At 45.2% G+C, this 25,291-nt stretch carries 23 protein-coding genes; 7 read left to right on the top strand and 16 right to left on the bottom strand.

The features are described from left to right. Positions 1-69: 69 nt before the first annotated feature. The 7 genes from ACN6MV_RS24340 to ACN6MV_RS24370 form a co-directional block, all read right to left on the bottom strand. On the bottom strand, positions 70-825 hold the full coding sequence (locus tag ACN6MV_RS24340; protein ID WP_042130468.1) for a tRNA threonylcarbamoyladenosine dehydratase: 756 nt from the start codon (positions 823-825) through the stop codon (positions 70-72). A gap of 66 nt (positions 826-891) precedes the next feature. Beyond that, a complete protein-coding gene (gene aspS, locus ACN6MV_RS24345; protein ID WP_076117403.1) occupies positions 892-2,670 on the bottom strand; it encodes an aspartate--tRNA ligase in 1,779 nt (592 codons plus the stop codon). 83 nt (positions 2,671-2,753) lie between these two features. Beyond that, positions 2,754-4,007, bottom strand: coding sequence for a histidine--tRNA ligase (hisS, locus tag ACN6MV_RS24350; protein ID WP_419885036.1), 1,254 nt, complete (start codon positions 4,005-4,007; stop codon positions 2,754-2,756). A 197-nt stretch (positions 4,008-4,204) separates the two neighbouring features. Further along, positions 4,205-4,345, bottom strand: a complete 141-nt coding sequence (locus ACN6MV_RS24355) for a hypothetical protein (protein WP_156114854.1) — start codon at positions 4,343-4,345, stop codon at positions 4,205-4,207. Between the two features lie 350 nt (positions 4,346-4,695). After that, positions 4,696-5,145, bottom strand: a complete 450-nt coding sequence (locus tag ACN6MV_RS24360; protein WP_419885037.1) for a hypothetical protein — start codon at positions 5,143-5,145, stop codon at positions 4,696-4,698. Between the two features lie 44 nt (positions 5,146-5,189). Then, the gene (locus ACN6MV_RS24365; RefSeq protein ID WP_042130474.1) at positions 5,190-5,699 is read right to left on the bottom strand and encodes a type 1 glutamine amidotransferase domain-containing protein; all 510 of its coding nucleotides are present in this window, start codon (positions 5,697-5,699) and stop codon (positions 5,190-5,192) included. Positions 5,700-5,846: 147 nt separating this feature from the next. Further along, positions 5,847-6,002, bottom strand: a complete 156-nt coding sequence (locus ACN6MV_RS24370) for a hypothetical protein (RefSeq protein ID WP_156114855.1) — start codon at positions 6,000-6,002, stop codon at positions 5,847-5,849. Positions 6,003-6,285: 283 nt separating this feature from the next. On the opposite strand from ACN6MV_RS24370, the gene ACN6MV_RS24375 reads away from it, so the two are divergent. From ACN6MV_RS24375 to ACN6MV_RS24385, 3 genes are all read left to right on the top strand, one after another. Further along, on the top strand, positions 6,286-6,978 hold the full coding sequence (locus ACN6MV_RS24375; RefSeq protein WP_419885038.1) for a response regulator transcription factor: 693 nt from the start codon (positions 6,286-6,288) through the stop codon (positions 6,976-6,978). 2 nt (positions 6,979-6,980) lie between these two features. Beyond that, a complete protein-coding gene (locus ACN6MV_RS24380) occupies positions 6,981-8,444 on the top strand; it encodes a sensor histidine kinase (protein ID WP_419885039.1) in 1,464 nt (487 codons plus the stop codon). Positions 8,445-8,575: 131 nt separating this feature from the next. Further along, complete coding sequence (locus ACN6MV_RS24385; protein ID WP_419885040.1) at positions 8,576-9,697, top strand: TolB family protein; 1,122 nt, start codon at positions 8,576-8,578, stop codon at positions 9,695-9,697. A 136-nt stretch (positions 9,698-9,833) separates the two neighbouring features. Here ACN6MV_RS24385 and dtd read toward each other — a convergent pair whose 3' ends face one another. Then, the gene (gene dtd / locus ACN6MV_RS24390) at positions 9,834-10,277 is read right to left on the bottom strand and encodes a D-aminoacyl-tRNA deacylase (protein WP_419885041.1); all 444 of its coding nucleotides are present in this window, start codon (positions 10,275-10,277) and stop codon (positions 9,834-9,836) included. A 21-nt stretch (positions 10,278-10,298) separates the two neighbouring features. Further along, positions 10,299-12,479 (bottom strand): RelA/SpoT family protein, encoded by a 2,181-nt coding sequence (locus ACN6MV_RS24395; protein ID WP_042132407.1) that lies wholly within the window; start codon positions 12,477-12,479, stop codon positions 10,299-10,301. Positions 12,480-12,785: 306 nt separating this feature from the next. Here ACN6MV_RS24395 and uraA point away from each other — a divergent pair, with 306 nt between their 5' ends. Beyond that, positions 12,786-14,099, top strand: a complete 1,314-nt coding sequence (gene uraA / locus ACN6MV_RS24400) for a uracil permease (protein ID WP_042130482.1) — start codon at positions 12,786-12,788, stop codon at positions 14,097-14,099. Positions 14,100-14,339: 240 nt separating this feature from the next. Here the strand turns inward: uraA and ACN6MV_RS24405 are convergent, their stop codons facing one another. The 6 genes from ACN6MV_RS24405 to ACN6MV_RS24430 form a co-directional block, all read right to left on the bottom strand. Further along, positions 14,340-14,858, bottom strand: coding sequence for an adenine phosphoribosyltransferase (locus ACN6MV_RS24405; protein WP_042130484.1), 519 nt, complete (start codon positions 14,856-14,858; stop codon positions 14,340-14,342). 135 nt (positions 14,859-14,993) lie between these two features. Then, positions 14,994-17,396 carry a single-stranded-DNA-specific exonuclease RecJ gene (gene recJ, locus ACN6MV_RS24410; RefSeq protein WP_419885042.1) on the bottom strand — a complete coding sequence of 801 codons (2,403 nt, stop codon included), beginning with the start codon at positions 17,394-17,396 and terminating at the stop codon, positions 14,994-14,996. A 29-nt stretch (positions 17,397-17,425) separates the two neighbouring features. Further along, entirely contained in the window at positions 17,426-18,376 is a 951-nt protein-coding gene (locus ACN6MV_RS24415) for a cation diffusion facilitator family transporter (RefSeq protein ID WP_076117411.1), read from the bottom strand. Positions 18,377-18,541: 165 nt separating this feature from the next. Beyond that, positions 18,542-19,444 (bottom strand): protein translocase subunit SecF, encoded by a 903-nt coding sequence (secF, locus tag ACN6MV_RS24420; protein ID WP_042130490.1) that lies wholly within the window; start codon positions 19,442-19,444, stop codon positions 18,542-18,544. Next, positions 19,434-20,684: a protein translocase subunit SecD gene (gene secD / locus ACN6MV_RS24425; protein WP_042130491.1), complete on the bottom strand. Its 1,251-nt coding sequence runs from the start codon at positions 20,682-20,684 to the stop codon at positions 19,434-19,436. Before secD ends, secF begins: the two co-directional genes overlap by 11 nt. 221 nt (positions 20,685-20,905) lie before the next feature. Then, on the bottom strand, positions 20,906-21,157 hold the full coding sequence (locus tag ACN6MV_RS24430; protein ID WP_042130493.1) for a post-transcriptional regulator: 252 nt from the start codon (positions 21,155-21,157) through the stop codon (positions 20,906-20,908). 196 nt (positions 21,158-21,353) lie between these two features. Between ACN6MV_RS24430 and spoVB the strand changes: the two genes are divergently transcribed. Then, positions 21,354-22,949, top strand: coding sequence for a stage V sporulation protein B (gene spoVB / locus ACN6MV_RS24435; protein ID WP_419885043.1), 1,596 nt, complete (start codon positions 21,354-21,356; stop codon positions 22,947-22,949). Between the two features lie 5 nt (positions 22,950-22,954). Here the strand turns inward: spoVB and ACN6MV_RS24440 are convergent, their stop codons facing one another. Then, entirely contained in the window at positions 22,955-23,719 is a 765-nt protein-coding gene (locus ACN6MV_RS24440) for a DUF421 domain-containing protein (protein WP_042130496.1), read from the bottom strand. Between the two features lie 225 nt (positions 23,720-23,944). Here ACN6MV_RS24440 and ACN6MV_RS24445 point away from each other — a divergent pair, with 225 nt between their 5' ends. Both ACN6MV_RS24445 and ACN6MV_RS24450 read left to right on the top strand, forming a co-directional pair. Further along, positions 23,945-24,337 carry a TIGR04086 family membrane protein gene (locus ACN6MV_RS24445; protein ID WP_042130498.1) on the top strand — a complete coding sequence of 131 codons (393 nt, stop codon included), beginning with the start codon at positions 23,945-23,947 and terminating at the stop codon, positions 24,335-24,337. A 95-nt stretch (positions 24,338-24,432) separates the two neighbouring features. After that, complete coding sequence (locus ACN6MV_RS24450) at positions 24,433-25,272, top strand: phosphatase PAP2 family protein (RefSeq protein WP_419885044.1); 840 nt, start codon at positions 24,433-24,435, stop codon at positions 25,270-25,272. Positions 25,273-25,291 lie beyond the last annotated feature (19 nt).

Raw genomic sequence — 25,291 nt, forward strand, 5'->3', positions numbered from 1 at the left:
GCTCGCCCTTTTGTCCATTTTATTTACTAATTTCGCTATAATTGAAACAGCTTCAGCTCAGCGGTTCACTTACAAGCTGACGCCTCCAGCCTCAAGCAAATCACGCACGGCAACGCTGACCATGATCAGACCGGCTACCGGTGGAACGAATGCATTGCTGGCTGGTGGTTGTTTCGCTTTACGTCGATCCGGCGCATTCTCCGGAACGATCTTATCCGTAACATCCTGACGCGGCTTCATTGGCGGCTCTGTAGAGAATACCACCTTCACGCCCTTTTTAATCCCTTCCTTACGCAGCTTCTGACGAATGACACGAGCAATAGGGTCATAGGTTGTCTTGGAAATGTCTGCTACCTGGAATCGTGTAGGATCCATTTTGTTGGCAGCACCCATGCTTGAGATCATTGGAATTCCACGGGACAGACATTCTTTGATCAAATGAACCTTATAAATAATCGTATCCGAAGCATCGAGTACATAGTCAGGTTTTAATTTGAACAATTCCTCATAGGTTTCTTCTGTATAGAACATGTTGAGCGCAATCGCTTCGCATTCTGGATTGATCAGCTTCACACGGTCTACCATCAATTCAGCCTTCTTCTGCCCAACCGTTGTGGTGAGTGCATGAATTTGCCGATTCACATTAGTAATATCTACAGAATCCTTATCAATCAGAATCAGCCTGCCGATACCGGTGCGCGCCAAAGCCTCAACAGCCATACCGCCAACACCGCCGATGCCTAGCACCGCTACCGTGCTGTTCTTCATTATCTCCAGACCTTCCGGTCCGATCGCCAGTTCCGTACGTGAGAACTGATGTAGCATGAGGTACAGCCTCCTTCAAAAGCTATAGCGAAGCAGAAATCTGCCTAGCCCGCTTCGATTAGTTAATTATTCTTTTTCTTTCTTCGGTTTAAGAGCCAGCTTAATGTGCAGTTGCTCCAATTGTGAACCATCTACTGGCGAAGGTGCATCCATGAGCAGGTCTGTTGCACTTGCTGTTTTCGGGAATGCGATGGTTTCACGCAGATTCGTACGACCGGACAATAGCATTACTAGACGATCTAAACCGAACGCGATACCGCCGTGTGGAGGTGTACCGTATTCGAACGCATCCATCAGGTAACCAAACTTCTCGTAAGCAACCTCTTGCGTGAAGCCAAGGGCTTCGAACATTTTCTCCTGTACGTCACGTTTGTAAATCCGCATGGAGCCCCCGCCTACTTCATAACCGTTCAGAACGATATCATAAGCTTGCGCACGGATTGCACCTGGATCTGTGTCAAACAGATGCAGATCCTCTTCACGTGGACGAGTGAACGGATGGTGTTCCGCCACATAACGTTTCTGATCTTCATCATAACCAAGGAGTGGGAAGTCAGTAACCCAAGCGAACTTGAATACGTTGTCGTCGATCAGACCGAGTTGACGTCCGATTTTGACACGAAGAGCGCCTAGAACGTCTGCTACAACCTTTTTATTATCAGCAGAGAAGAGGAGAAGGTCGCCTTCTTCAGCGCCTGTACGCTCCTTCACAGCCGCAATTTCTTCTTCGGAGAAGAATTTCACAATCGGCCCTTTGAATTCACCGTCTTTCACTTGAATCCATGCCAACCCCTTCGCGCCATAACGAGCGGCATAAGGTCCGAGGTCATCGATTTCTTTACGAGTCCAAGTGCCACAGCCTTTAGCATTTAGACATTTCACTTCGCCGCCTTTTTCGATTACAGAAGCGAACACCTTCACACCGCTAGTTGCAACAATATCATTCATTTCTACAAGTTCTAATCCAAAACGAAGATCTGGTTTATCAGATCCGTATTTGCCCATAGCCTCAGCATAAGTCAAACGTTGGAATGGAAGCTCGATATCTGCTCCTACAGTTTCCTTGAACAGACGCTGCATCAGCTTCTCCATCATACCAAGCAGTTCATCTTGTGATAGGAATGAAGTTTCGATGTCTACTTGAGTGAATTCTGGCTGACGGTCAGCACGCAAATCTTCATCACGGAAACAACGAGCGATTTGGTAATAGCGCTCCACGCCGCCCACCATCAACAATTGCTTGTAGATTTGTGGAGATTGCGGCAATGCGAAGAATTCACCTTCATGCACACGGCTTGGCACCAAATAATCACGCGCGCCTTCCGGAGAGCTCTTAGTCAGGATCGGTGTTTCTACGTCGATGAATCCTTCACTATCAAGGAAATCGCGGAAAATCTTAGAAGCTTTCGAACGAAGCAGCAAGGTTCTTTGCATTTCCGGACGACGAAGGTCCAAATAGCGATATTTGAGACGCAGAGACTCGTCTACTTCCACACCATCTTCGATGAAGAACGGAGGTGTCTTAGCTGCGTTCAGCACTTCAATGTCCGTAATTTGCACTTCAATTTCACCTGTTGGCAGGTTGCGGTTAATGGTTTCAGCATCACGTTTAACAACTTTACCTTTAACAGCCAGGACGTATTCACTACGAACCTTATCAGCAATTTGTAAGGCTTCGCCAGAGTAGTCTGGGTTAAATACAACTTGTACAATACCGCTTCTGTCACGCAGATCAATAAATAGTACGCCCCCAAGGTCGCGGCGAGTCTGCACCCATCCGTTCAAGGTTACCGTCTGTCCAATATGTTCTGGCGTTAATTGTCCACAATGATGACTTCTTTGCATAATTTATCATTCCCCTTCATGGTTAAAAATACATTTTTAATCTTTCTCTATACAGTCACCATAAGACGATGTAGTCAGATGGTCTAAACTAGTGCCTGACCCAGCTCTTCCAGCTTCACGGTGCGCTGCTCCCCGGTATTCATCGACTTCACTGTAATGACCCCATTCTTCAGCTCATCTTCGCCAAGAATGGCAGTATAACGTGCCGACATACGGTCTGCCGATTTCATCTGCGCCTTCATCTTCCGGCCTAAATAATCGCGTTCTGCCGAGAACCCTTGACTGCGCAGAATATATAGCTGTTTAGAGATTTCGATATCAGCTTCTTCACCGAGAGCTACGAAGTACACATCCAGTGGCTTCGCCGTCTCCAGCTCTACCTTCTGATCCTCAAGAATGAGGAGAATTCGTTCCAGCCCAATCCCAAAACCAATCCCAGGTTGGTCCGGTCCACCAATTTCTTCAACCAAACCGTTGTATCGGCCACCGCCGCCCACGGTATCAATCGAGCCAATACCTGCTGCTTTATATTCAAACGCTGTATGCGTGTAATAATCCAGTCCTCTGACAAGACGAGGGTTAATGGTGAATTCCACTCCCATGATGTTAAGGTGCATCTTCACCTTCTCAAAATGAATTGTGCACTCTTCATCCAGACTATCCAAAATGGAAGGCGCATCTGTAAATTTATCCTGATCTACCTTGCAATCCAGCACGCGAAGCGGATTACGCTCAATCCGACGCTGACAGTCACTGCAAAGGGTATCCTTCATGGGTCTTAAGAAACCCAATAGTTTCTCCCGATAAGCTGCACGGCTAGGTGCGTTACCGACAGAATTGATTTCAACTCTTACATCCTTAAGGCCAAGATCCTTATAGAATTGATAGCCTAAAGAAACTACTTCCGCATCAATAGCCGGATCCACGGCTCCAAAAGCCTCAATACCAAACTGATGGAATTGACGATATCTCCCTGCCTGTGGACGCTCATAACGGAACATGGGTCCGATATAATACAGCTTGCTTACATCCGGTTCACCATATAGCTTGTTCTGAACATAAGCTCGGACTACACCTGCCGTTCCTTCAGGACGCAGCGCCAAATCGCGATCGCCTTTATCCTTGAACGTGTACATCTCGCCTTCCACAATATCCGTTGTTTCGCCTACCCCACGCTCGAATAACCCCGTGTTCTCGAACATTGGTGTACGGATTTCACGATAATTGAAACGACGGCACAAATCTCTAGCCGTCCCTTCAATGTACTGCCATTTCTCCACAGTCCCCGGAAGCACATCCTGTGTTCCTGTAGGTTTCTCGAATCTTTCTTTAGCCACAGTCTATCCCTCCTAAAAAATACCCCTCTAAATCTGCTCTCTTCATCACTTCATCATGCTAAACAAAACAAAAAATCCCCCGTCCTGTTTATAAAAAACAGGGACGAGGGATTATCATAACCAATAATACACCCGTGGTACCACCCACATTCCGGATCAGAACCATTCTGAATCCGCTCAAAGCGGTTAACGCCCGCCTACGCGTAACGGCTACTGATCGCGGCAACATCCATTGCCCACTTTCGCCGTACGTTCTCGGGGAGGTCATTCATTCGCTCATCAACAGAATCCTTGCAGCCAAGCGGAAACGATAAATCATCCGTTGTACTGGATGTCATCTGAATCTACAGGGGATTCCTCTCTGGGGTTGTGGGTCCTCGAATTACTTGTTCCCGTCATCAAAACCATATGATAAAATCGTATATTTTTAAATTCTACTGAACTACTGTGCTAAAGTCAAGGCAGTAAATACGAAGCTGAATAAAAATTCGACAACTTTCAACTTCTAACCTTTCATTTGAACCGTTACAAAAAAAATGACCTGCAGCCAAATGCTGCAGGTCCATCATCATATATTATTAAAAAGGGGGTCATGCCTTTATTATAAACACGCTATATTAAGGAAACATGTATGTAATATTACGATTATATTACATTCATGAAAGCGGTTTATTTTAATAGATTATTGTTAATCGAATTGCTCAACAAATGCCCCTTTACCCCGAAGGATTTCTACAACCTCATTATAATTCTCTTCTGCGACACTTAAATCCATCACATAACGCAGTTCACTTAAATCCCCATCTGTAAGCTCGTCATCGGCTACATCCGCACTTACCTGGTCTTCATCTACACTATAATGAGTCTCAGGTTCATCCCGAGTTTCGGAGGCGGCAACACCAGGAGCCAGCATAGCTCCAGCTGCCGGAGTGCTACCCGTTCCAAGCGTCCCTATTGTGCCTGCAGCTAATGTTGTATTACTAAATGGCGCGATGGGAAACAGGATTCTACGATCTTCCCCAATAGGGTCCGTGAGCGGCCAAACTTCCAAGCCATCCACCTTGTAACTAAACAATGCAATTTTAGCACCTTCTGCTTCATTTTCCGTTCTAAAATATGCTTGGATTTTTCTGGTCATTACCATTACCTCCTTTAGATTATAAGACTCAGTGTTATAAATTGCTATTTCAGGACCTTCAATATTTCACGAACGAAGGCAGGCTCATCTTTCGGTGTACGCGAAGTAATGTAATTACGATCAACTACCACTTCTTCATCTTTAAACTCCGCACCGGCGTTCACAACATCATCTTTCAGCGGAGGATAACAGGTGATGGTACGTCCCTTAAGCAAGTCTGCACTAATCAGAATTTGAGGTCCGTGGCAAATAGATGCGATTGGTTTACCAGCTTCATTTGCTTCTTTCACAAACTTCAGAATATCCGCATTTTGCCGCAAGTTTTCGGGGGAAGAACCCCCTGGAATTACAATCGCGTCATAGCTGCCTGCTTTAACATCGGCTATAGCTTTATCAGCTGCGTAAGAGACTTCTTTCTTTTTGCCTAGTAAGGTCTCCCCCTTCTTTAAACCAATAATGTCAGCTTGATGTCCTGCCTTTATAACTTCATCATAAGGAACCTTCATCTCAGAATCTTCAAAATCATTAGCTAGTAAAAACGCAACATTACTCATGTGATAAGTTCTCCTCTCTGCTTGTTCATATGAAAAGGTAGTTATTGTTCTTTCTTGTCGTCTATTACCCTTATCACAATGATTTCTAAACTCTAATCAGAAAATACACCCCGTTAACTGCATCAAAAAGCCGCCTCTACCACCATTTCAGGTACGCGGTAAGAGATTGCGGCTTCTTCCTTTGATCACTTGAGATTCAATTTCTTCTTCTGTCTTTTTGGCTAATGCATAGGCTTCTACAGGACTCCCAGCCGCTAGTGCCGGGATGCTTCTCCATACCCATGCCTTCTGTGATTGTCTCATTACCTAAGCTCCTTGCCTTGTGCGGGATCACTGTCTACCTTTAGTTTATCCAGCTCCAAGTGGCTCTATCCGCGCAAGTATCTACTACAACACAACAGATACAAGCAGACTTTTATGCGAAGGACGCTTGTAGCCATCAGAAGAAGGAGGATTACTAGAATTTTGGAAGCTCCGTTAGAGCTGGTGTTTGCTTTCAACCCCCCAATTGGTTCGCTTTTGCTGAGCGCAATATGTAGAATAGGCGTATCACAACAACAATAGCGAGGTGGAAAGGATTAACAGCATGGATAAAAGAGTGCTTGTCGTAGACGATGAACGCTCTATCGTGATAGCTATCGCCTATGCACTGCGGCGGGAAGGCTTTCAGGTCGAAACGGCCGCTGACGGCGAAGCCGCGCTCAGGCTCGTCGAATCGTTCCAGCCGCAAGTGTTCGTACTGGACGTTATGATGCCAGGGCTGTCTGGTTATGATGTGTGCCGTCGGCTGGAGAACCGGAGAGGGATTGGCATCCTATTGCTCACGGTCAAGAACGACATTGTAGACAAAGTACTAGGCCTGGAGCTGGGTGCAGATGATTATATGACCAAGCCGTTCGATATTCGAGAGCTCGTCGCCCGAGTTAGAGCGCTGCACCGTCGAGTCGAGAAAAGCGCGGAACACGCTCCCTCCGACAGTCCAATCATAATTGGTGGGGTGAAAGTGAACCCGTCACATCGTGACGTACAGGTGACCGGTGAGAAGGTGGGGCTGACGCCCAAAGAATTCGAGCTGCTACACCTGCTCGTCCTCCATACGGAACGGGTATACACGCGCGAGGAACTACTAGATCTTGTCTGGGGGCTCGACTATGACGGGGGCACGCGCACAGTAGACATTCATATACAGCGCATCCGCAGTAAGTTGGGCGACGAAGGTCAACGTCTGCTCCAGACCGTATACGGAGTAGGTTACAAAGCCACCCGGGAGTCCTTATGAGGGTGAGTTTACGATGGAAGTTCTCCCTGCTGCTCGCGGGCTTGCTGTTGTTCACGGTGAGCGTGCTTAGTGTGCTAGTACTACGCAGTATCCGTCACAACCAACGTACTGGACTGGAGCGTGAAATGGCGGAGATGACGAACCGCGCCGAATTGACGGTGAAGATGAGCTACTTGTCCGGGGAACAGGTCAGCTTGAAGGCATTCATGAAGTATCGTGGCATGGATCTCTCCAATCGATTGGGGCAATCCAACGGACTGCACGTCCGACTGTACGATGAGACCGGTGTCGAGATCGGGAATTCGCTGCCTCTCGTTCCTTCCCCCACTATGCCGGATGCGCTGCAGTATGCACTCCAGGGCAAAGTTGCTTATTCGGACGTCCAGGACGTGCTATATTATTTCACACCCATCATGTTCGAGGAACAACTGATCGCTGTAGCCGAATTCCAGAGACCCGTGGGCGAGCTGCACGCCTTTTACCGGGAGACAAGAACAATGTTTTTCCTATCCGGCTCAACCGTTCTGCTCGCCAGCTTCTTGCTTGGCTTCCTCTATGTCTACCGACAATCCAAAGCTATAACTCTGCTCAAGCAGACAGCGAACAACATCGAAGCAGGAGCGTATATTGATCATGCACCGCTAGTCCGTAAGGATGAACTTGGCGAATTAAGCGAGGGCATTTATAGCATGAGCCGTGAGATCGAATCGAGTATGAAGAAGTTAGAAACGGAGAAAGCGAAGCTATCGCTTGTCGTAGACAAGCTGCAAGTGTTGGAGCAGCAACAGAAGCAATTCATTAATAATATTAGTCATGAACTTAAGACACCTCTCACTTCTATCACTGCATATGCCGATCTACTGGAACTATACCCAGATGATCCTTTACTGTTTCAGCAAGCGATGGAAAGCATTCGCAAGGAATCGTCTAGACTGCACAAGCTAGTGGAAAACGCGCTGCGCCTTGCCTCACTGGAGAAGTACGAATTCGAATACCAGGCTGAAGCCGTGTCACTTGATATCGTGCTGGACGAGCTCGTCTCTCTTATGAAAGGCAAGGCTGACAAATTCGGTCTAACCTTTCAGCTTCACACAGTACCTGCCACCATATGGGCGGAACGCGAGAGTTTAATACACATCTTCGTTAATTTACTGGACAACGCGATCAAATACAACCTCCCCGGTGGAAGCATCAATATTCGATTGTATACCGAACAGAATCACGCAAAAGTAGAAATTGTTGATACGGGAATTGGCATTCCTTCCGAATCCCAGGAGCGAATCTTTGAACCCTTCTACACCGCGAACAAGGCGCGTTCAAAAGAAACGAGAGGAAGCGGCTTGGGACTTACTCTCGTTCAGCAATGGGTGGAGAAGCAAAGAGGAATCATACAATTGAAACGCTCAGACTCCAATGGGAGCGTGTTCGAAGTACGGTTTCCCCTCTATCATCATGATTCTGTATAAGTCCCAACTTCTCTCTTCTCCAAGTCTCGATACGTTTACAACTTGGAAACAATTCGAAATACTGTGGAGACATCCTGTTGGTACACTCTTATCAGGTTTTATAACACAGCTTAGAAGGAGATACATCATTCATGAAGATGAAACAAGTTGGGATCGTATTACTAGCGGTTGGGATCGCAGGCTGCAGCAGCATAACACAGAATAACGGCGGTGGAGCAACTAATAGCCCACCAGTTACCGTCATTGACAAGAACAAGCCAGAGAAGCCTGATTCGCAAATCGATGAATCAATCACCATGGATCAACTCGAGCGACTTGACGGCCTGTATGCGCAAGATTGGCTGAACGAGAACGAATTGTTAATTGCCCAGACGAATCCGGACGCGAAGAAGATTGATTCCGACTCCGGTCCAATGAAGCCTACCCAGCTGTATATTTACAACTTGAAAACGAAACAGGTCAAAGCGCTGAAACCGAGCGAAGACCGCGTGCAAGAGAGTCCGATTGTCTCGCCGGACGGCCAATATGTCTTTTTCCATGAAAACACCTCTTTCATGATGGACGGTGGCCGCGGTGTCCTTGTGCATTTGCCAACCGGAACTAGCCGGATAATCACGGATAAGGATAAGGGCGGACAGGAATGGGGCCAGTGGACAGACTCCAATCACCTGATCGTAGGCAACGGTAAAGGTGCCATTCTGCAGGTTGGGACAGTTAGTAAAGACGAGGTATTGCTTAGTAAAGATAAAAACGTCATGTTCGATTATGCAGCGAAGACTGGGAATATGCTCTTCTACATCAACCCTAATCCCGATAACACACTGTCGGCCTACAATCTGGAGACGAAGAAAGAGACGATCGTGGACAAATCCGTCTGGAGAATGTCACTGTCCCCTGACGGCAATCAGTTAGCCATGCTGAAGAGCACGGGGGATACGGAACGCACGCTGTTCCTCATGAACTCGAACGACACCTCAAAGCGGACTAAGCTCGCCGTGACGACTCAGATGTACGCCTTCGATTGGTCCCCAGATAGCTCATACTTGGCCTTCGCCGTGTATAACAAGGACAGGGACGGCATGAACGGTGTCTACGTTGCGGATGCGAAGACCGGCAAGATCGAGCAACTCGGCGATTTCCAGGATGTCGCAACCGTCGCCTGGAGCCCTTCGGGCAAGCAACTAATGGTCTCGACAAGCACATTTGTGGATAATAAGCCCAAACTAACGACTTATCGGTTAGTGTTGAAGTAATTAATATGGTTAATTACAATACCAAAAAAGCGTCCAACATATTAGTCACGACTAATATGTTGGACGCTTTTTTAATTTTGAAATTTTTGATGTTAAGGTCTTGATAAATAGGAAGCAATCTTCGACATTTTTTTCATTAACTGCGGCTATCTAAAATGAGAGTAACCGGGCCCCAATTGGTCAGCGACACATCCATCATCGCTCCAAATACACCCGTCTCCACCTGAAGACCTCCGGCTCTAAGCTCTTGGTTAAAATAATCATAAAGTCGCTCGGCTTCCGCTGGAGCTGCTGCTCCCATAAAGTTCGGCCGTCTCCCCTTGCGACAATCCCCGTATAAAGTAAACTGGGATACCGAAAGAATTGCTCCCTCAGTCTCCGTGACACTGTAGTTCATTTTACCGGCATCATCTTCAAAAATACGCAGTCCTGCTATTTTGTCCGCCAAATATTTGGCATCCTTTTCTGTATCTTCATGCGTAACGCCGACTAGCAGCATCAAGCCTTTGCCAATCTCTCCGGTCACTGCACTATCCACGGTTACTTTGGCATCCTTACAACGCTGTACTACAACTCTCATCGTACTACTCCGCTCCTTGCCCTATTGCATAATCCGATTCACTGTATATACATCCTTGACTCGTTTCACTTTATCTACAACGGATTGCAGATGCTCTGTGTTACGGATGAGAATGGTCATATGAATCATTGCCATCTTATTCTTGTCAGAGCGCCCAGTGACCGCAGAAATGTTCGTTTTACTCTCGGAAACCGCCTGCAGCACTTCATTGAGCAGTCCATTACGATCATGACCAGTAATCTCAATATCCACACTGTAGTTCGCTTCCATCGTGCCTTCCCATTCCACTTCAATCACTCTTGCTGCTTCTTCTCCATCACCTTCACCCGGAATGTTAGGACAATCCTGGCGGTGTACAGATACTCCCCGGCCCCGTGTAACATAACCTACAATATCGTCACCCGGTACCGGATTACAACATCGTGCAAAACGGACAAGTAAATTTTCAATTCCCTTTACACTAACACCATTGGTAGGTTGATTACGTTTTTCGCCGGAAGACTTGATCTCCTTCATCTCTGAGGTAAGCTCTAAGTGATTAGCGGCTTCTTCCTGCTCTCTGCGCAGCTTCTCCGTCAAACGGGAAGCAATCTGAGAAGCGGTAATTCCCCCAAAGCCAACAGCAGATAACATATCCTCAACATCGTTAAAAGCGAATTTCTTCGCAGCTTCTAATAATTTTTCATCGGAAATCCACTCAGAAACCTCGACATTCAGACGCTTCAGCTCACGTTCAATCGCTTCGCGACCTTTTTCGACATTTTCCTCACGCTTTTCTTTTTTGAACCATTGCTTAATTTTGCTTCGCGCATGAGAGGATTGGGCAATCTTGAGCCAGTCGCGGCTCGGTCCATAAGAATGCTTAGACGTCAGTATTTCAACAATATCGCCTGTCTTCAGCTTGTGATCCAGCGGTACGATTCTTCCATTCACCTTAGAACCGATCGTGCGATTCCCCACTTCCGTATGAATACGGAATGCGAAATCAAGCGGTACAGAACCCGCAGGAAGCTCAATAACCTCGCCTTTAGGCGTAAATACGAACACAAGATCCGAGAAAAAATCCATTTTGAGTGATTTTACGAACTCTTCGGCATCCTTGGCCTCATGCTGCAGCTCCAATATTTCGCGAAAAAATGGCATCCGGTTCTCCGGATTCACATTATTGCTGGTACCTTCTTTGTATGCCCAGTGTGCTGCGATCCCGTATTCAGCCGTGCGATGCATTTCCCAAGTACGAATTTGCACTTCGGTTGGCTCTCCGCCAGGACCTACCACTGTAGTATGCAAAGATTGATACATATTCGCTTTGGGCATAGCTATATAATCTTTGAATCGACCTGGCATCGGCTTCCAAAGCGTATGAATAATTCCGAGGGTTGCATAACAATCCTTGATATTATCCACAATGATACGGATGGCCAAGAGGTCATAGATCTCGTTAAACTGTTTGTTTTTTGTGCTCATTTTGTTATAGACACTGTAGATATGCTTCGGGCGACCTGAAAGATCACCTTCAATGCCCATTTCATCCAGCTTGGCACGAATACGGCCAATTACGCTGTCGATAAATTGCTCACGTTCTGCCCGCTTCTTATGCACCAGATTAGCAATGCGATAGTACTGCTGCGGATTCAAGTAACGAAGTGCAATATCCTCCATCTCCCACTTAATCGCGGAAATCCCCAAACGATCAGCCACAGGACAGAAAATCTCCAACGTTTCGTAAGAAATACGGCGCTGGCTCTCTTCAGATTGATACTTTAACGTACGCATATTATGCAGGCGATCCGCTAGTTTGATAACGATAACCCGGATATCCTGCGCCATCGCAATAAACATCTTACGGTAATTCTCGTTCTGCTGCTCTTCCTTTGAGCGAAAACGGATGCGTTCCAGCTTAGTTAAGCCATCGACAAGCATCGCACAGGTATCCCCAAATTTCGCGCGGATTTGTTCCAATGAGACCGTCGTATCTTCCACAACATCATGCAAAAGCGCCGCAACAATAGATATAACATCCATTTGCATATTGACGACAATATCTGCCACCGCCAGCGGATGCAGAATGTATGGCTCCCCCGACTTGCGGATCTGCCCGTGATGAGCCTGATCGGCAAATTCATAAGCTTCCCGGATGCGGAGAAGATCTTTATCTTTTATATAGGCGCCAGCCTTATCAATTAATCGCTCTATGCCCATTCTCGTCGTATCCGTTTCCTTTCTATAATAAAATGAACCCGCAATCATTCTACAATCTGCAGGTTCCAATCATTTCGCAAGCAACTTACGCTCTTGTTCAAAGTTGTCTATAATTATGACGCTTACGAAGGATTACGTCAACACTTGCCATCTCATGGTATTCAAGAAGTAAAAGTTATGAAAATCGGACAAATTAATAACACTTGTGAAAATGTTGTTGTAAAAATGCCCAGTTCTATTTAATCTAGTAAAGGCGGATTTTCGCTGGACAATATCATAGCCAATAAGAAAGAGGAGTGAACTCCATTGCAACGCGAAATTCAAGTTAATGAAAAACTTCCATGGGGCCCCGGTTTTCTATTAAGCCTACAGCATTTGTTCGCCATGTTTGGCAGTACAGTGCTAGTGCCTAACTTGTTCGGGGTTGACCCTGGGATGATTTTGCTGATGAACGGTATCGGCACACTGTTATACATCTGGATTTGCCGTGGTAAAATACCTGCCTACCTAGGCTCCAGCTTTGCATTTATCGCACCAGTCTTATCTGTGCTTGCCGATCATCAAGATGATCATATGAAAGGGTATTCGCTTGCTTTAGGCGCTTTCATCATCACTGGTGTTATCTTTGTACTCGTTGCTTTAATCATCCGTTATGCAGGAACAAAATGGATTGATGTCGTCTTCCCACCAGCTGTAATGGGTGCTATCGTAGCAACGATCGGACTTGAGCTTGTGCCTGTTGCCGCGCGTATGGCAGGACTTATTGCTCCTGAAGGTGTTGCAGTTGCAGACTGGACTCCTGATGGCAAAGCAATCACACTTTCTATGGTAACACTGGGCGTAACGGTAATCGGAGCTGTGCTTTTCCGCGGTTTCCCTAAAATCATTCATATCCTCATCGGTATCGTAACTGGTTATGGTTTAGCTTATATTATGAAAATGGTGGATACTGCTGCCATATCTAATGCAAATTTTTTAGCACACCCTACCATTGTTACTCCATCCTTCGATTGGAATGTAATCCTAACCATTATTCCAGTATCGCTTGTTGTAATTGTTGAGCATATTGGACATTTGCTTGTAACCAGTAATATCGTCGGTAAAGATTTGGCTAAAGATCCTGGACTTGACCGTTCCCTGATGGGTAACGGGATATCAACCATTCTTTCCGGTTTTATCGGTTCTACTCCAAATACAACCTACGGTGAGAATATCGGGGTTATGGCTTTAACTAAAGTTTATTCGGTATATGTTATTGGCGGTGCAGCGGTGATCGCCATTGTGCTTTCGTTCTCAGGGACTTTCTCCTCCGTTATTGCTAACATCCCGACACCTGTAATGGGTGGTGTATCCCTGCTGTTATTCGGCGTAATTGCCGCATCAGGTTTACGGATCTTTGTTGAGCAAAAAGTTGATTTTTCCAAGGCTACTAACATGATCATGGCTACCCTGGTACTTGTTGTCGGAATTAGTGGCACAACCCTTACTATGGGCAACGTAAAACTCAGTGGTATGGCTCTAGCTACAATTGTTGGTATCGTTCTAGCCATATTCTTCAAACTCATTGAAGTTCTTGGACTGTCCAATGATGGTGGGGAAAGCGATAAAGCTGCTCACTAATTTATTTATGAATTAATAATTCAAAAAGACTGCTCTAGATCCATTTTATGGATTAAGCAGTCTTTTTTTTGACTCAAAACTGAAATTTCCGGTTGATCGTTTAAGAAGCATTTTGATCAAAAAATGCAAAACAGCAATTCTCCGCAAGTGGTGACAGAGAATTGCTGTTGTTTGCACTTTTCAACATCATTCGATACATAAATGCCCATTTATTTCCCGGGAAAAGACAAGTTTATCGGATTAATCTTCGTAATCAACTAAAGTAATAACTTCAATTCCAGAAAGCTTATTACGTCCAGCAAGCTCAACCAATTCAATCAAAAATGCTGCGCCTACCACCTTACCACCAAGCTGCTCCACAAGGCTTACCGAAGTAGCTATAGTGCCTCCTGTTGCTAATAAATCATCAGCAATTAATACATTTTGTCCAGGCTTAATCGCATCTGTATGAACAGCAAGTGTGTCTTTACCATATTCAAGATCATACCCAACCTCGATAGTCTCATAAGGCAGTTTCCCACTCTTACGAATTGGCACAAAACCTACACCCAATGCATAAGCAAGCGGTGCACCAACTACAAAGCCACGTGCTTCCGGTCCAGCTATTACGTCTATTTCTAAGTGAGCTACAAGAGCTTTCAGTGCATCAATCGCCTGGCGGTAAGCGTCACCGTCTTTTAGCAAAGTGGTGATATCTTTAAAACTAATACCTTCTTTTGGAAAGTCAGGAATCACGCGAATACTATCTTTAAAATCCAAATTTTTCATCTCCTAAAAGTTTTGTTAGCATATGCTTCATTGAGTTCAATTCGGCAAAACTTACTTCGTAAGCGTCTGCTTTGTTTTGTTAGCATATGCTACTTTGAGTTCAGTTCGGCAAAACTTGCTTCGTAATTACGATACGCCTAAACGACGTGATAACATCCAATCCTGTAGCTCAGACAGGCTACCTTCCATGAAGTACTGCTCCATTTCCGCCATCTGCCCCAGTCTAACGAAATGACTTGATGCTGTAAGACTCTTAGCTGCGGGCTGCGTAATAAAGGTCACACTTCCCTGACTTCTTTCGATAAAATCAAGCTCCTCGAACACATCTAACATTTTATTAAGCATTCGAATACTTAATGATGATTGTCGGCTTAGCCGCAGCAGCACTTCATTCTCAGGTGTTGCAACAGCAGTGATTGACGCCAGCAGTTTATAAAGTATTTTAAAATGATCCCGTGTCGGAATGATAAGTCGTTCACGACCATCCTTTATAGAATGCAACAGAGCGATATTATCAGCATTAGGAAAAGCCTTTAGTAACGCGTCAAGTTGTTCAGGCGTCTCCGGCATATCCAGTAGACATAACAATGAGACATGCCCTGATTCCTGAATTGAGTCATCCTTATTAGCGGCGCTAATGCCATCTTCTTTATCATATACCCAGAAGGACATTCCTATCAATTCAGTCTGTGGAGTCATACGTCCGCTCTGAAACACTGCTGCGGCACGATATGGACCAGCACCGCTATAAGGCAGCAGCAGCTCTCTAATATGCGCAGCTTGCCGTACAGCGTCAGCAGCGCCACGGAGATCGAATAACTGAGCATCTTGAACAAATAAATCCTGGAGCATCAATTGTGGTTTCCTCGAGCCATTCCACTCGTTGATCGACAGTTCTGCCAGCACATTGATTGTGGTGCCCGCAGGAAGGAGCTTAGCCAAATTTCCTTTACCAAAAGCTAAGGCTTCAATCGTGCTCTTCCCCTGCTGCAATACAATCTTTAAGTGTTTTCCTTCTTGCCCCATTGTTCGTGTCTCTTTCACGGTAGCCCCACGAATGATAAACTTTGGCAAAGGATTTGACATCCCGAAAGGTGCAAGCCTTTCCAATTCAAGCGCGGTCTGAAGGGACAAATCAGATATCGACACTTCTGCATCAGCAGAAGTAACAGGAACGAAATGCTCCGGTGTCAACACAGTAGCCGCGTATTCATTTAATGCCGCAGCGAAGGCTTCTAAGCCGTCCTGATGCAGACTCATTCCTGCGGCTGCTGGATGACCACCGAAATGCTCCATTAAGTTAGAACAAGAGGATAACGCCGCATATATATCAAAGCCAGGAATGGAGCGGGCAGAGCCTTTGCACATACCGGTCTCTGGATGAATATCCAGAATAATCACAGGCCGATAGTAACGCTCCAGCAGTTTAGAAGCCACTATACCTACCACACCCACATTCCAACCTTGTTCAGCAAGAACAATGATATCTGGTATTTCTCCGCCCTGAGTCATCTGCTCCAGTTTTGCAGTGGCCTCCACTACAATTCTTTCTACAACCAATTGGCGTTCTTTATTGAGCAGATCAAGTTCCCCAGCCAGTTGCTCTGCCTCATCAGCATGCTCTGTTGTAAGTAAAGCCACTGCCCGTCCAGCATGATCCAGACGACCGCTCGCATTTATACGAGGCGCCATTCCAAAAGCGATATTAACCGCACTCACGGTACTCATGTTCACCCCGCTGACACCTAGTAAAGCACGAATACCAGGGAATCGAGAGTTTCGCATACTGACTAACCCGTTTCGAACAATCTCGCGATTCTCGTCTAGAAGCGGCATTAAATCCGCTACAGTACCGATAGCAGCTATTTCCGCCCATTCTTCGGGAGTTTCCTCCCCTAACATAGCCTGGGCAAGCTTATAAGCTACCCCCACACCCGCCAATCCTTTGAAGGGATATGGACAGTCGGGCAGCTTCGGATTAATCAGCGTGTAAGCCTCAGGGAGAAGCTCTGGTGGCTCATGATGATCCGTGACGATCACATCGATCCCGAGTTCATTAGCGTAAGCAATCTGATGATAGGCGCTAATGCCAGTATCTACAGTAATAATTAAGGATACACCCTGCTGTAGAGCCCAATCCAAAGCATGATTATGCAGCCCGTAGCCCTCATTCGAACGGTGCGGGATATAAATATCAAAGGAAGCGCCCAAGTAACGTAGCAAATGAATCATTAATGCAGTACTGGACACACCATCGGCGTCATAGTCACCGTAAATAAGAATATGTTCTTCTTCTTTTAAAGCCTTTCTAATTCTGGGAACCGCTTCGGCCATTCCTTTTAGGAGGAAAGGATCATGCGAAGCTTCCACACCGCCATCCATGAACGATAGAGCCTCATGCGGCGTATTCATTCCTCTATTCACTAATAGTGAGGATAAGAGCGGAGAAATAGAAAGGCTCCGGGCCATATCCCTTACGATGTCGGGATCGGCTGCCGGAGATTGCCATCTTGTTTTTGAATAAAGCAATAGCGCTCACCTTTCTCTCACCTTGCGAACTACTGAAGCAACGTCGGAATATCATTATCCGCCAATTCATAGTTACTTTTGTATGGATATCCGGGGTCATAAGGAACTACGTCCATGTGTACCTCACCAACATGAACAAACCGGTGTTGTAATAACTTTCTTGCACATTCCGATATATCCTGTGCTTCCATCACCGTTATCCGCGGATTTACACTGATCTTCACATGCAGATTCACATAATTCCCTTGCTCAAGCGCCTTCAAATGTTCCACACGGATAACGCCGTGAACACGTTGTACAGTTTCAATAAAATTAGCTGCCTCCTCAGAAGGTAGCTCCTGCACATTCTTACCATTTACCGTACTAACAATGAGTATATAGCCTTTACGAAGAATTAAGCATCCAGTTAAAAGTGCGGCAATAGGGTCCATATAGAGTAGAGGATGCCAATAGGTCCCTCCCATTGATAATGATATCCCAACTAATACTGTGATAGAAGTATATAAACTGAAACGATGACTATTGGTATAAGCAGCATGACTGCCATCACCTATTTTTTTAAAGTACCGATATTGATATTGAAATACAGCTTCTTTAAATACAATAGATAGCAAGACAGTTACAAGTGCAAGTTCACCGCGAGTAGATGACTGTCCTTCGGTTAAGTCACGGATTGCAGAGAATACGATCTGCAGCCCTCCCATTAGGATTAATACCGAAAAAAGTATAGCTAAAAGCGGTTCCTTACTCCCCCGCCGATCTTCTATCCGTTGCTTGCTCTTTCTGTTCTCTTCAGAGCGCCACGGAAGAATATCCGCCAATTTAGCTGCAGCATCTGCTCCGGAGTATAAAGCATCGCCCATTAATGCCTTGCTACCTGAAATATAGCCAAAACTACCCTTAGCTACTGCCAAAGTAACATCGCTGATGATCCCTGTCCAAGCAACCGTCTTGCTTTGCGGTGATCGTTCTTTATTCATACGAGGCCCCCCTTACCACTAGCAAGTAATCTCATGATGATACAATACACATGACATACTACCCCAAAGATTTCGAAAGCCGCGTCGCATTTGACGCGGCTTTCTTAAATTATAAAGTTGATGTTTTTTTCATTCAAGTGTAGCCATGTTATTTCTCTTGAGACATTAACCTTTAGCTGGGCTACTTTTTACCTTTGTCTTCTCACGTTTCTTAAGCAGTAGCCACACCGGACTTGCAATAAAGATGGAAGAGTACGCTCCGAATAGCAATCCGATAACCATCGCAAGCGAGAACATCTTGATGGACTCTCCTCCGAGAATTAACAGGAAGAACGCCGCAATAAACACGGTAAATGCTGTGTAGAGAGAGCGCATAAGGGTCTGAGCCACACTCTTATTCACAAGTTCTTTCAAGTCTTCATAGGTCTTCTGTTTACCAAAACGTAAATTCTCACGGATACGGTCAAAGATAACGATCGTATCATTGATGGAATAACCGATAATGGTAAGCACCGCTATAATAAATGTCAAATCCACTTCCAAACGGAAGATAGAGAAGATGGCAACGACCATAAAAGCATCATGGATCAGTGAAACGATAGCTGCCAATGCAAACCGCCATTCAAAACGGATACTTACATAAATGATAATCCCTAGACAAGAAATGAGAACCGCATAGATCGCATTACGTGCAAGTTCTTTAGACATTTCAGTATCCACGGTGTTAATCTCAAACGATGCCTTATCGTCCAGCTTCAAGATCTCTGCTTTAAGCGCTTCATCTTGTTGCTCATCAAGTACTTGATCGTAACGAACGTTGACCCGTTCACTTCCTAACGTAATGCTTGGCTCACTTGAAATCCCAACTTTTTCAACCGCTGAATTAACTTCTTCCAATGTCAAATTCTTAGACAGAGAGATATCAACATTAGATCCTGCTTTGAAATCAACGCTGTAATTCAATCCAAAGGTTGCTAGGAAAATCAAACCTGCCACTGTAAGAGCAATGGAAAAAACATAGAAAAATTTACTCAAATGTACGAAATCAAGCTCTTTCTTAAAGCGCACGAATATCACTCTCCTTAACACCGAAACTCTTCGGTTTGTTCAGCTTACCTGCTTTAACAAGCTGGCTAAGCAACCAGTGGGAGAAATAAAGATTCGTAGCGATACTCAGTACGATTTCCACGATCAGTACCAATGCGAAACCTTTGACTGCACCTGTACCGAAGGCGAACATGACAGCCGCCACAATAACAGTTGTGACATTGGAGTCCATTACTGTCCGGAAAGAGGATTTATTACCTGCTTTAACAGAGGAAAGTACACTTTTACCACTGCGCATTTCTTCCCTTATCCGTTCATTTGTAATGATATTGGCATCGACGGCCATCCCTATACCCAGAATAAACGCGGCTATACCAGGCAATGTCAATGTAAAGTCCGCAAAGACAAAGACCACAATTAGCAACCATGTATGCAAGATCAGTGCAAAACTAGCCAAGAGACCTGGCAAGCGATACATACCGATCATGAAGATAAGGATAATCAAAGAACCTATTAAGCCAGCTTTGATCGTTTGTTCAAGCGACTGTTTACCAAGTGTTGCACCCACACTTTGGGAGTATTTCTCAGTAAGTTTCAGTGGCAACGCACCAAGATTAATAGTGTCAGCCAGTTCACGTGCTTCTTTAATTGTATACTGACCGGAAATAGACGCACTACCATCGGTAAGTACTGCTTGTACCGTAGGGTCCGATAGTTTGTTCTCATCCAAATAAATTGCGAGATTCTTTCCTAAGAGGCGTTTAGTAATCTCTGCGAATTTATCCTTGTCTTTTATTTTGATACTGATGATTGGCTGATTCAGGTTATCCCGTCCAACCTCTGCTGCACCTTCAACAAAATCACTACCTACCAGTTCGATCTTGCTGTAAGTACCTTCAGCGTCACCTTCAGCAGCACTACGGAAAGTCAGAACTGCAGGCTCCTTCATCTTCTTACGAACCTCTGCTTCATCAGTAACGCCCGCAATTTTCAAACGAATACGGTCAGTACCTTCAGTTGTAACCTCTGGTTCACTGGTTCCGAGCGCATTAGCCCGTTTTTCCAAACTTTCTGCTGTTTTCAACAGTGAAGCTCGGGACAATGCAGCTCCCGCTTCCATAGGCTCTGCATGGTACAGAATCTCAAATCCGCCTTTCAGGTCAAGACCAAGTCTAACCTTGTCCAGCAGTCCAGGAGTAGTAAATACCATGACGCCTGTCAAAACGAGCACGGTAATAATAAAGCCCATTAGTCTCTTCATGCTCTAGCTAGTTCCCCTTTCATTAACTCAATATTCCTATTATAGCTACACGCGAAATGACCGTCAATTCACAGCATGGACATAGCTATACTCACACAAAGAAACGGCCGCCCCTGCTCATAACAGCAAGACATCCGTTTATATAGGAAATGTGAAGTTATTATTCTCTCACTTTACAGCTTTATGTACCTATTCGCAAAAAGAAACGGAGTGTTTGTTATTCAGTTCAACCCCCGATAGGCCGCTATAGTCAAATAAGTCATGTAACTATTGGCTTTTAAGGAATAAATATCATTTACCAGCTTATGCAAGGGAGGCATCCCGTCCTTATCATAATTACGACTGATACAATCCCAAATATCCTTGCTGGTTACATACTCATAGCCGAGGAGCCGGAATTCTTCAGCTTTGCTGCGGCACATGGCTTCGATTTCTTCACTATGTTGATCATGATTCCACTGTTCCGATTCCACGTGATGACACCTCCAAAGATCGCTCGTGTGCGTATGCTTACCATAAGTATTCGACCCAAGTTCTCTGCTTTCCTCCTTCCGTCACAAAAAGTTACAACTACTAAAACAAGGCATGCAGGGATAGGGGTACAGCATATCCATAAGAATAGACAAGTTGGCCAGCGTTTCATTTCATTTGGGGAAGAAGGCGTGACCTTTGAGGAAACAGAGCTTTATTCAAGGAACTTTAATCTTGCTTGCCGCCGGCATCATTAATCGAATGCTTGGATTTATACCCCGAATTGCTTTGCCGCGCATCATTGGAGCAGAGGGCGTGGGTCTATATCAGCTCGTGTATCCTTTTTTTCTCGTGCTGGTTACTGTCATTACAGGTGGTATTCCTCTGGCTATTGCTAAAATGGTGGCGGAAGCTGAGGGAGAGAACCGCCCTGAGAAATCGCGGCAAATTTTACGGACTGGCCTTACCCTTAGTGTCGGACTAGGGATCTTCTTTACCATTGTTGCGCTGGTCAGTGCTTCATGGGTCTCCAATGTGCTCTTAACAGACCGCCGAGTTTATTATACTTTTATTGCCATGATCCCAATGATTGGAATTGTTGCTGTATCTGCGATCTACCGTGGTTATTTCCAAGGTAGGCAGAACATGATTCCTTCCGCACTTTCTTCGGTTTTTGAGTCTATCGTGCGAATATTTTTTATGCTGTGGTTCTCTTGGCTTCTGCTACCTAAAGGTATCGCTTTAGCTGCTGCAGGGGCGATGCTCGGTGTAACTGTGGGAGAGATTGGTGGAATGTTAGCCATTCTGTGGCAATATTATGTCATCACGAAAAAAGATAAAAAAACAACCCCCTTCCTAGAGCAGCAGCCGGTCGAACAGGAGAGTATACCCTCTAATCCAGAAGCTGTAAAATCAACCTCCCCCATACTGCGGCGTTTACTAGGTGTATCTATTCCTGTAACGGCAAGCCGACTTGTGGGCTCTTTTTCCTATCTACTGGAATCTATAATTACCGTACGAAGTCTTGCATTGGCAGGAATCGCAACAGCCGCAGCGACTGCGCAGTATGGGTCTTTACAGGGAATGGTGATTCCTTTACTGCTGCTTCCCGGAGCTTTGACCTCCTCCCTTGCGGTGTCTTTGGTCCCATCTTTATCCGAGGCTGCCGCGAGAAAGGACTTGCCTACCATTCACAAACGAATGCATCAAGCCCTTCGACTCGCTCTGGTAACAGGCGCTCCCTTTGCTGTTCTTATGTATGTCTTGGCGGTCCCACTATGTAATTTGTTATACGGCAATGCGGACACCGCTCCTATGCTAAAGCTGATGGCCCCTTTCGCTTTGTTCCTCTATGTTCAAGCCCCCTTACAAGCTGCGCTTCAAGCTATGGACAAACCGGGAAGGGCACTCATCAATACCCTTATTGGGGCAGTAGTCAAAATCATTTTGATTGTTATATTAGCTTCACAGCCTGATTACGGAATCTACGGCGCAATCATTGCCATAATTGTGAACAGTGTTCTTGTTACTCTACTGCACGGGTACAGCGTGGTCAGTCTAATTTCATTATCCTTACGAATAACTGATACCATTAAGACCTTATGTGCGATGATCATTATGGGAGCGGGCGTGCGTTATGTATACATCTCCATTCCCATTGCAGATGCACAATGGATTCAATTTTTATTTGCCTCTGCGATAGGAATGGCCCTGTATTTCGGTATCAGTCTATTAGCTGGTCTTATCTCACTTCGTGATTTGGATCGACTGCCGTTCATTAAGCGCTGGCTTTAGAATGGTTATCTGTTATCCAAACGGTCAACATACACTCGGCCTTTATGATCAATGGAGCAAAGAAATACATCCCGGAAATCTGATACTCCCTTTTGGCGAATCTGGGTTCTCAGCCAGAACCTTGTTTTCCCTATCATCTCTAAATTATGATCCTGGACCTTTCCATCCATAATCAGTGGAATAGGAAGCCCTTCATATCTGATTTTGTTCTTTGGCAGCTTTACTTTCTGACTGCTTACATCTGCATCCTCATCGTTCTTATTGTTCTCAGCAACTGAACTGCTATTGCCTGTTTGATTGGAAGATGAAAGTCCTTTGTCTTTTTCAAAAACGGTAAGCTGACCACTGGGCTCCAGAATCGCAAATTCCACATCTGCAGGACTAGCTATGTTCTGACCTCGCAATTGCTGCAGCAGATCATCAATATTGTACCTTTGTTTACGCATCTCTCCCCGGTGCAGCTTACCTCCAGAAATAAGTATGCTCGGTTTACCGTCCATTAACAGCCGAATCTTTCTACTCTTAAGACTGAGCTGAGCAACCACAACCTGAATGATAACCAATGTGGCCATCGGAACCAGACCTTCGTAAATCGGGCGATTAATATCCTCGATCACAAAAACAGCAATCTCAGCAATCATAATTGAGATCGTTAGATCAAATACAGATAACTTACCGATTTCCCTCTTCCCCATGATACGCATGCACAGGAATATGAAGAAATACATCAGCACGGTCAAGAAAATATGGGTAGTGATATGCTGGGACATATAGCTTCGCTCCCCTCCACTCTCACCCGCAGACTTGTTTTCTCGGGCGGATTAATGTAACCCTATTCTGACCGCTCAGCACAGGGAACATTCGGAAGCGAACATATTAATTAATGGTAAAAAGGCTGCAATGCCCATTCTTGTACTATTGGGGCAAGCCTCCCCATACAATGAATAATAACTTATGTAGATTATTTTTCTAAAAAAACTTTAGGAGGTTGTACCATGTATTTAATCCGGCGCCTGTTCTCATGGAGAATAGCCAATCCTGTGTTATCTGGTCTATGTCGATCATTCCTTTGGATGCTGTTTGGCGCGTTTGTCCTCTCTCTTTTATTATGGGGCAGCGGTCTCAAGGAGCAAGATCTCTCAATGTACACTTATATAGTACACGGCATAGCCGCAGCATTCGGAGGACTAACCGCCGGTCGCAGAGCCACGAACAAAGGCTGGTATCAGGGAAGTCTTACAGGAGTCTTTTACGGGATTATCGTTCTGCTAATTGGATTTCTGGCTCTGGATAGCTCACCTTCTGGTGTTGATCTTCTTTGGGTGCTGGCTGCTGCAGCAATTGGAGCGCTTGGCGGAATGTTTGGGGTTAATTTACAGAAAAGCTAAAATTATTATTTCATTAAATTCGAAACATTCCTTGAAAATATGTTAAACTGTGATCATCTGACTTCATAAAGAGAATCAAGGAGGCTTCGAATGCTTTGTTTTACCAATCAATGAACCATATTGTTTTGTACACAGTTGCATTAGTAGTGATATTAATATGGATTGGCGCTCGTCGTAATCCCATCATGGCATTAGTTGAAATTGGGAGAGAGATGCTGCGATCCTATAAGTTTTTGCTACTGATGGCAGGAATGTTTGGTGTACTGGTCTTGAATAAATATGAACTGCAAATTGAAGAAAAAATGCATCTTGCCTCAGATTATACATCCTTTGTATTTGGATTAGAGGGGCATTTTGTCCAAGCTGTTCAGGATATATTCTATAGTCCATGGCTAACGCCTATCATAGTTTTCTTCTACATTTTCATGCTTCAATCTGTACTAGCAGCTTCTCTAGGTGTTTATCTGTTAGATAAGAACCGTGTGATGCTGTACGCAACCTGCTATGCTATTATCATTAACTATGCCGTAGCGATTCCATTCTACCTATATTTCCCTGTAAATGAGGTATGGTCCTATGTACCTGCAGGTGTTAGGTTTACTATGCTGGATGTATTTCCGAAGTTTGAGCAAGAGTACCGCCCTCTATCCGGTCTCAACAACTGCTTCCCGAGTCTACATACGTCCATTTCCGTTACAATGGCACTACTGGCATTCCGTTCAGGAAACCGCCGTTGGATGGTCATTACGAGTATTTCCGCAGTCGTAATCGTCTTTGGTATTTTCTATCTGGGCATTCATTGGCTTACAGATATGATAGGCGGCACTCTGCTAGCAGTCTTGGCTTCTACTGTTGGTGTTCAGCTTGCCAAATTGACTTTACGGGGACGTGAAGAATCACTCACAGTTCGCAGCCGAATAACGGATATGCGTTAAACGAATAGATCACTTTGAA

This window comes from Paenibacillus sp. B-A-8 (genome assembly GCF_048572915.1).
GTDB lineage: Bacteria > Bacillota > Bacilli > Paenibacillales > Paenibacillaceae > Paenibacillus_AQ.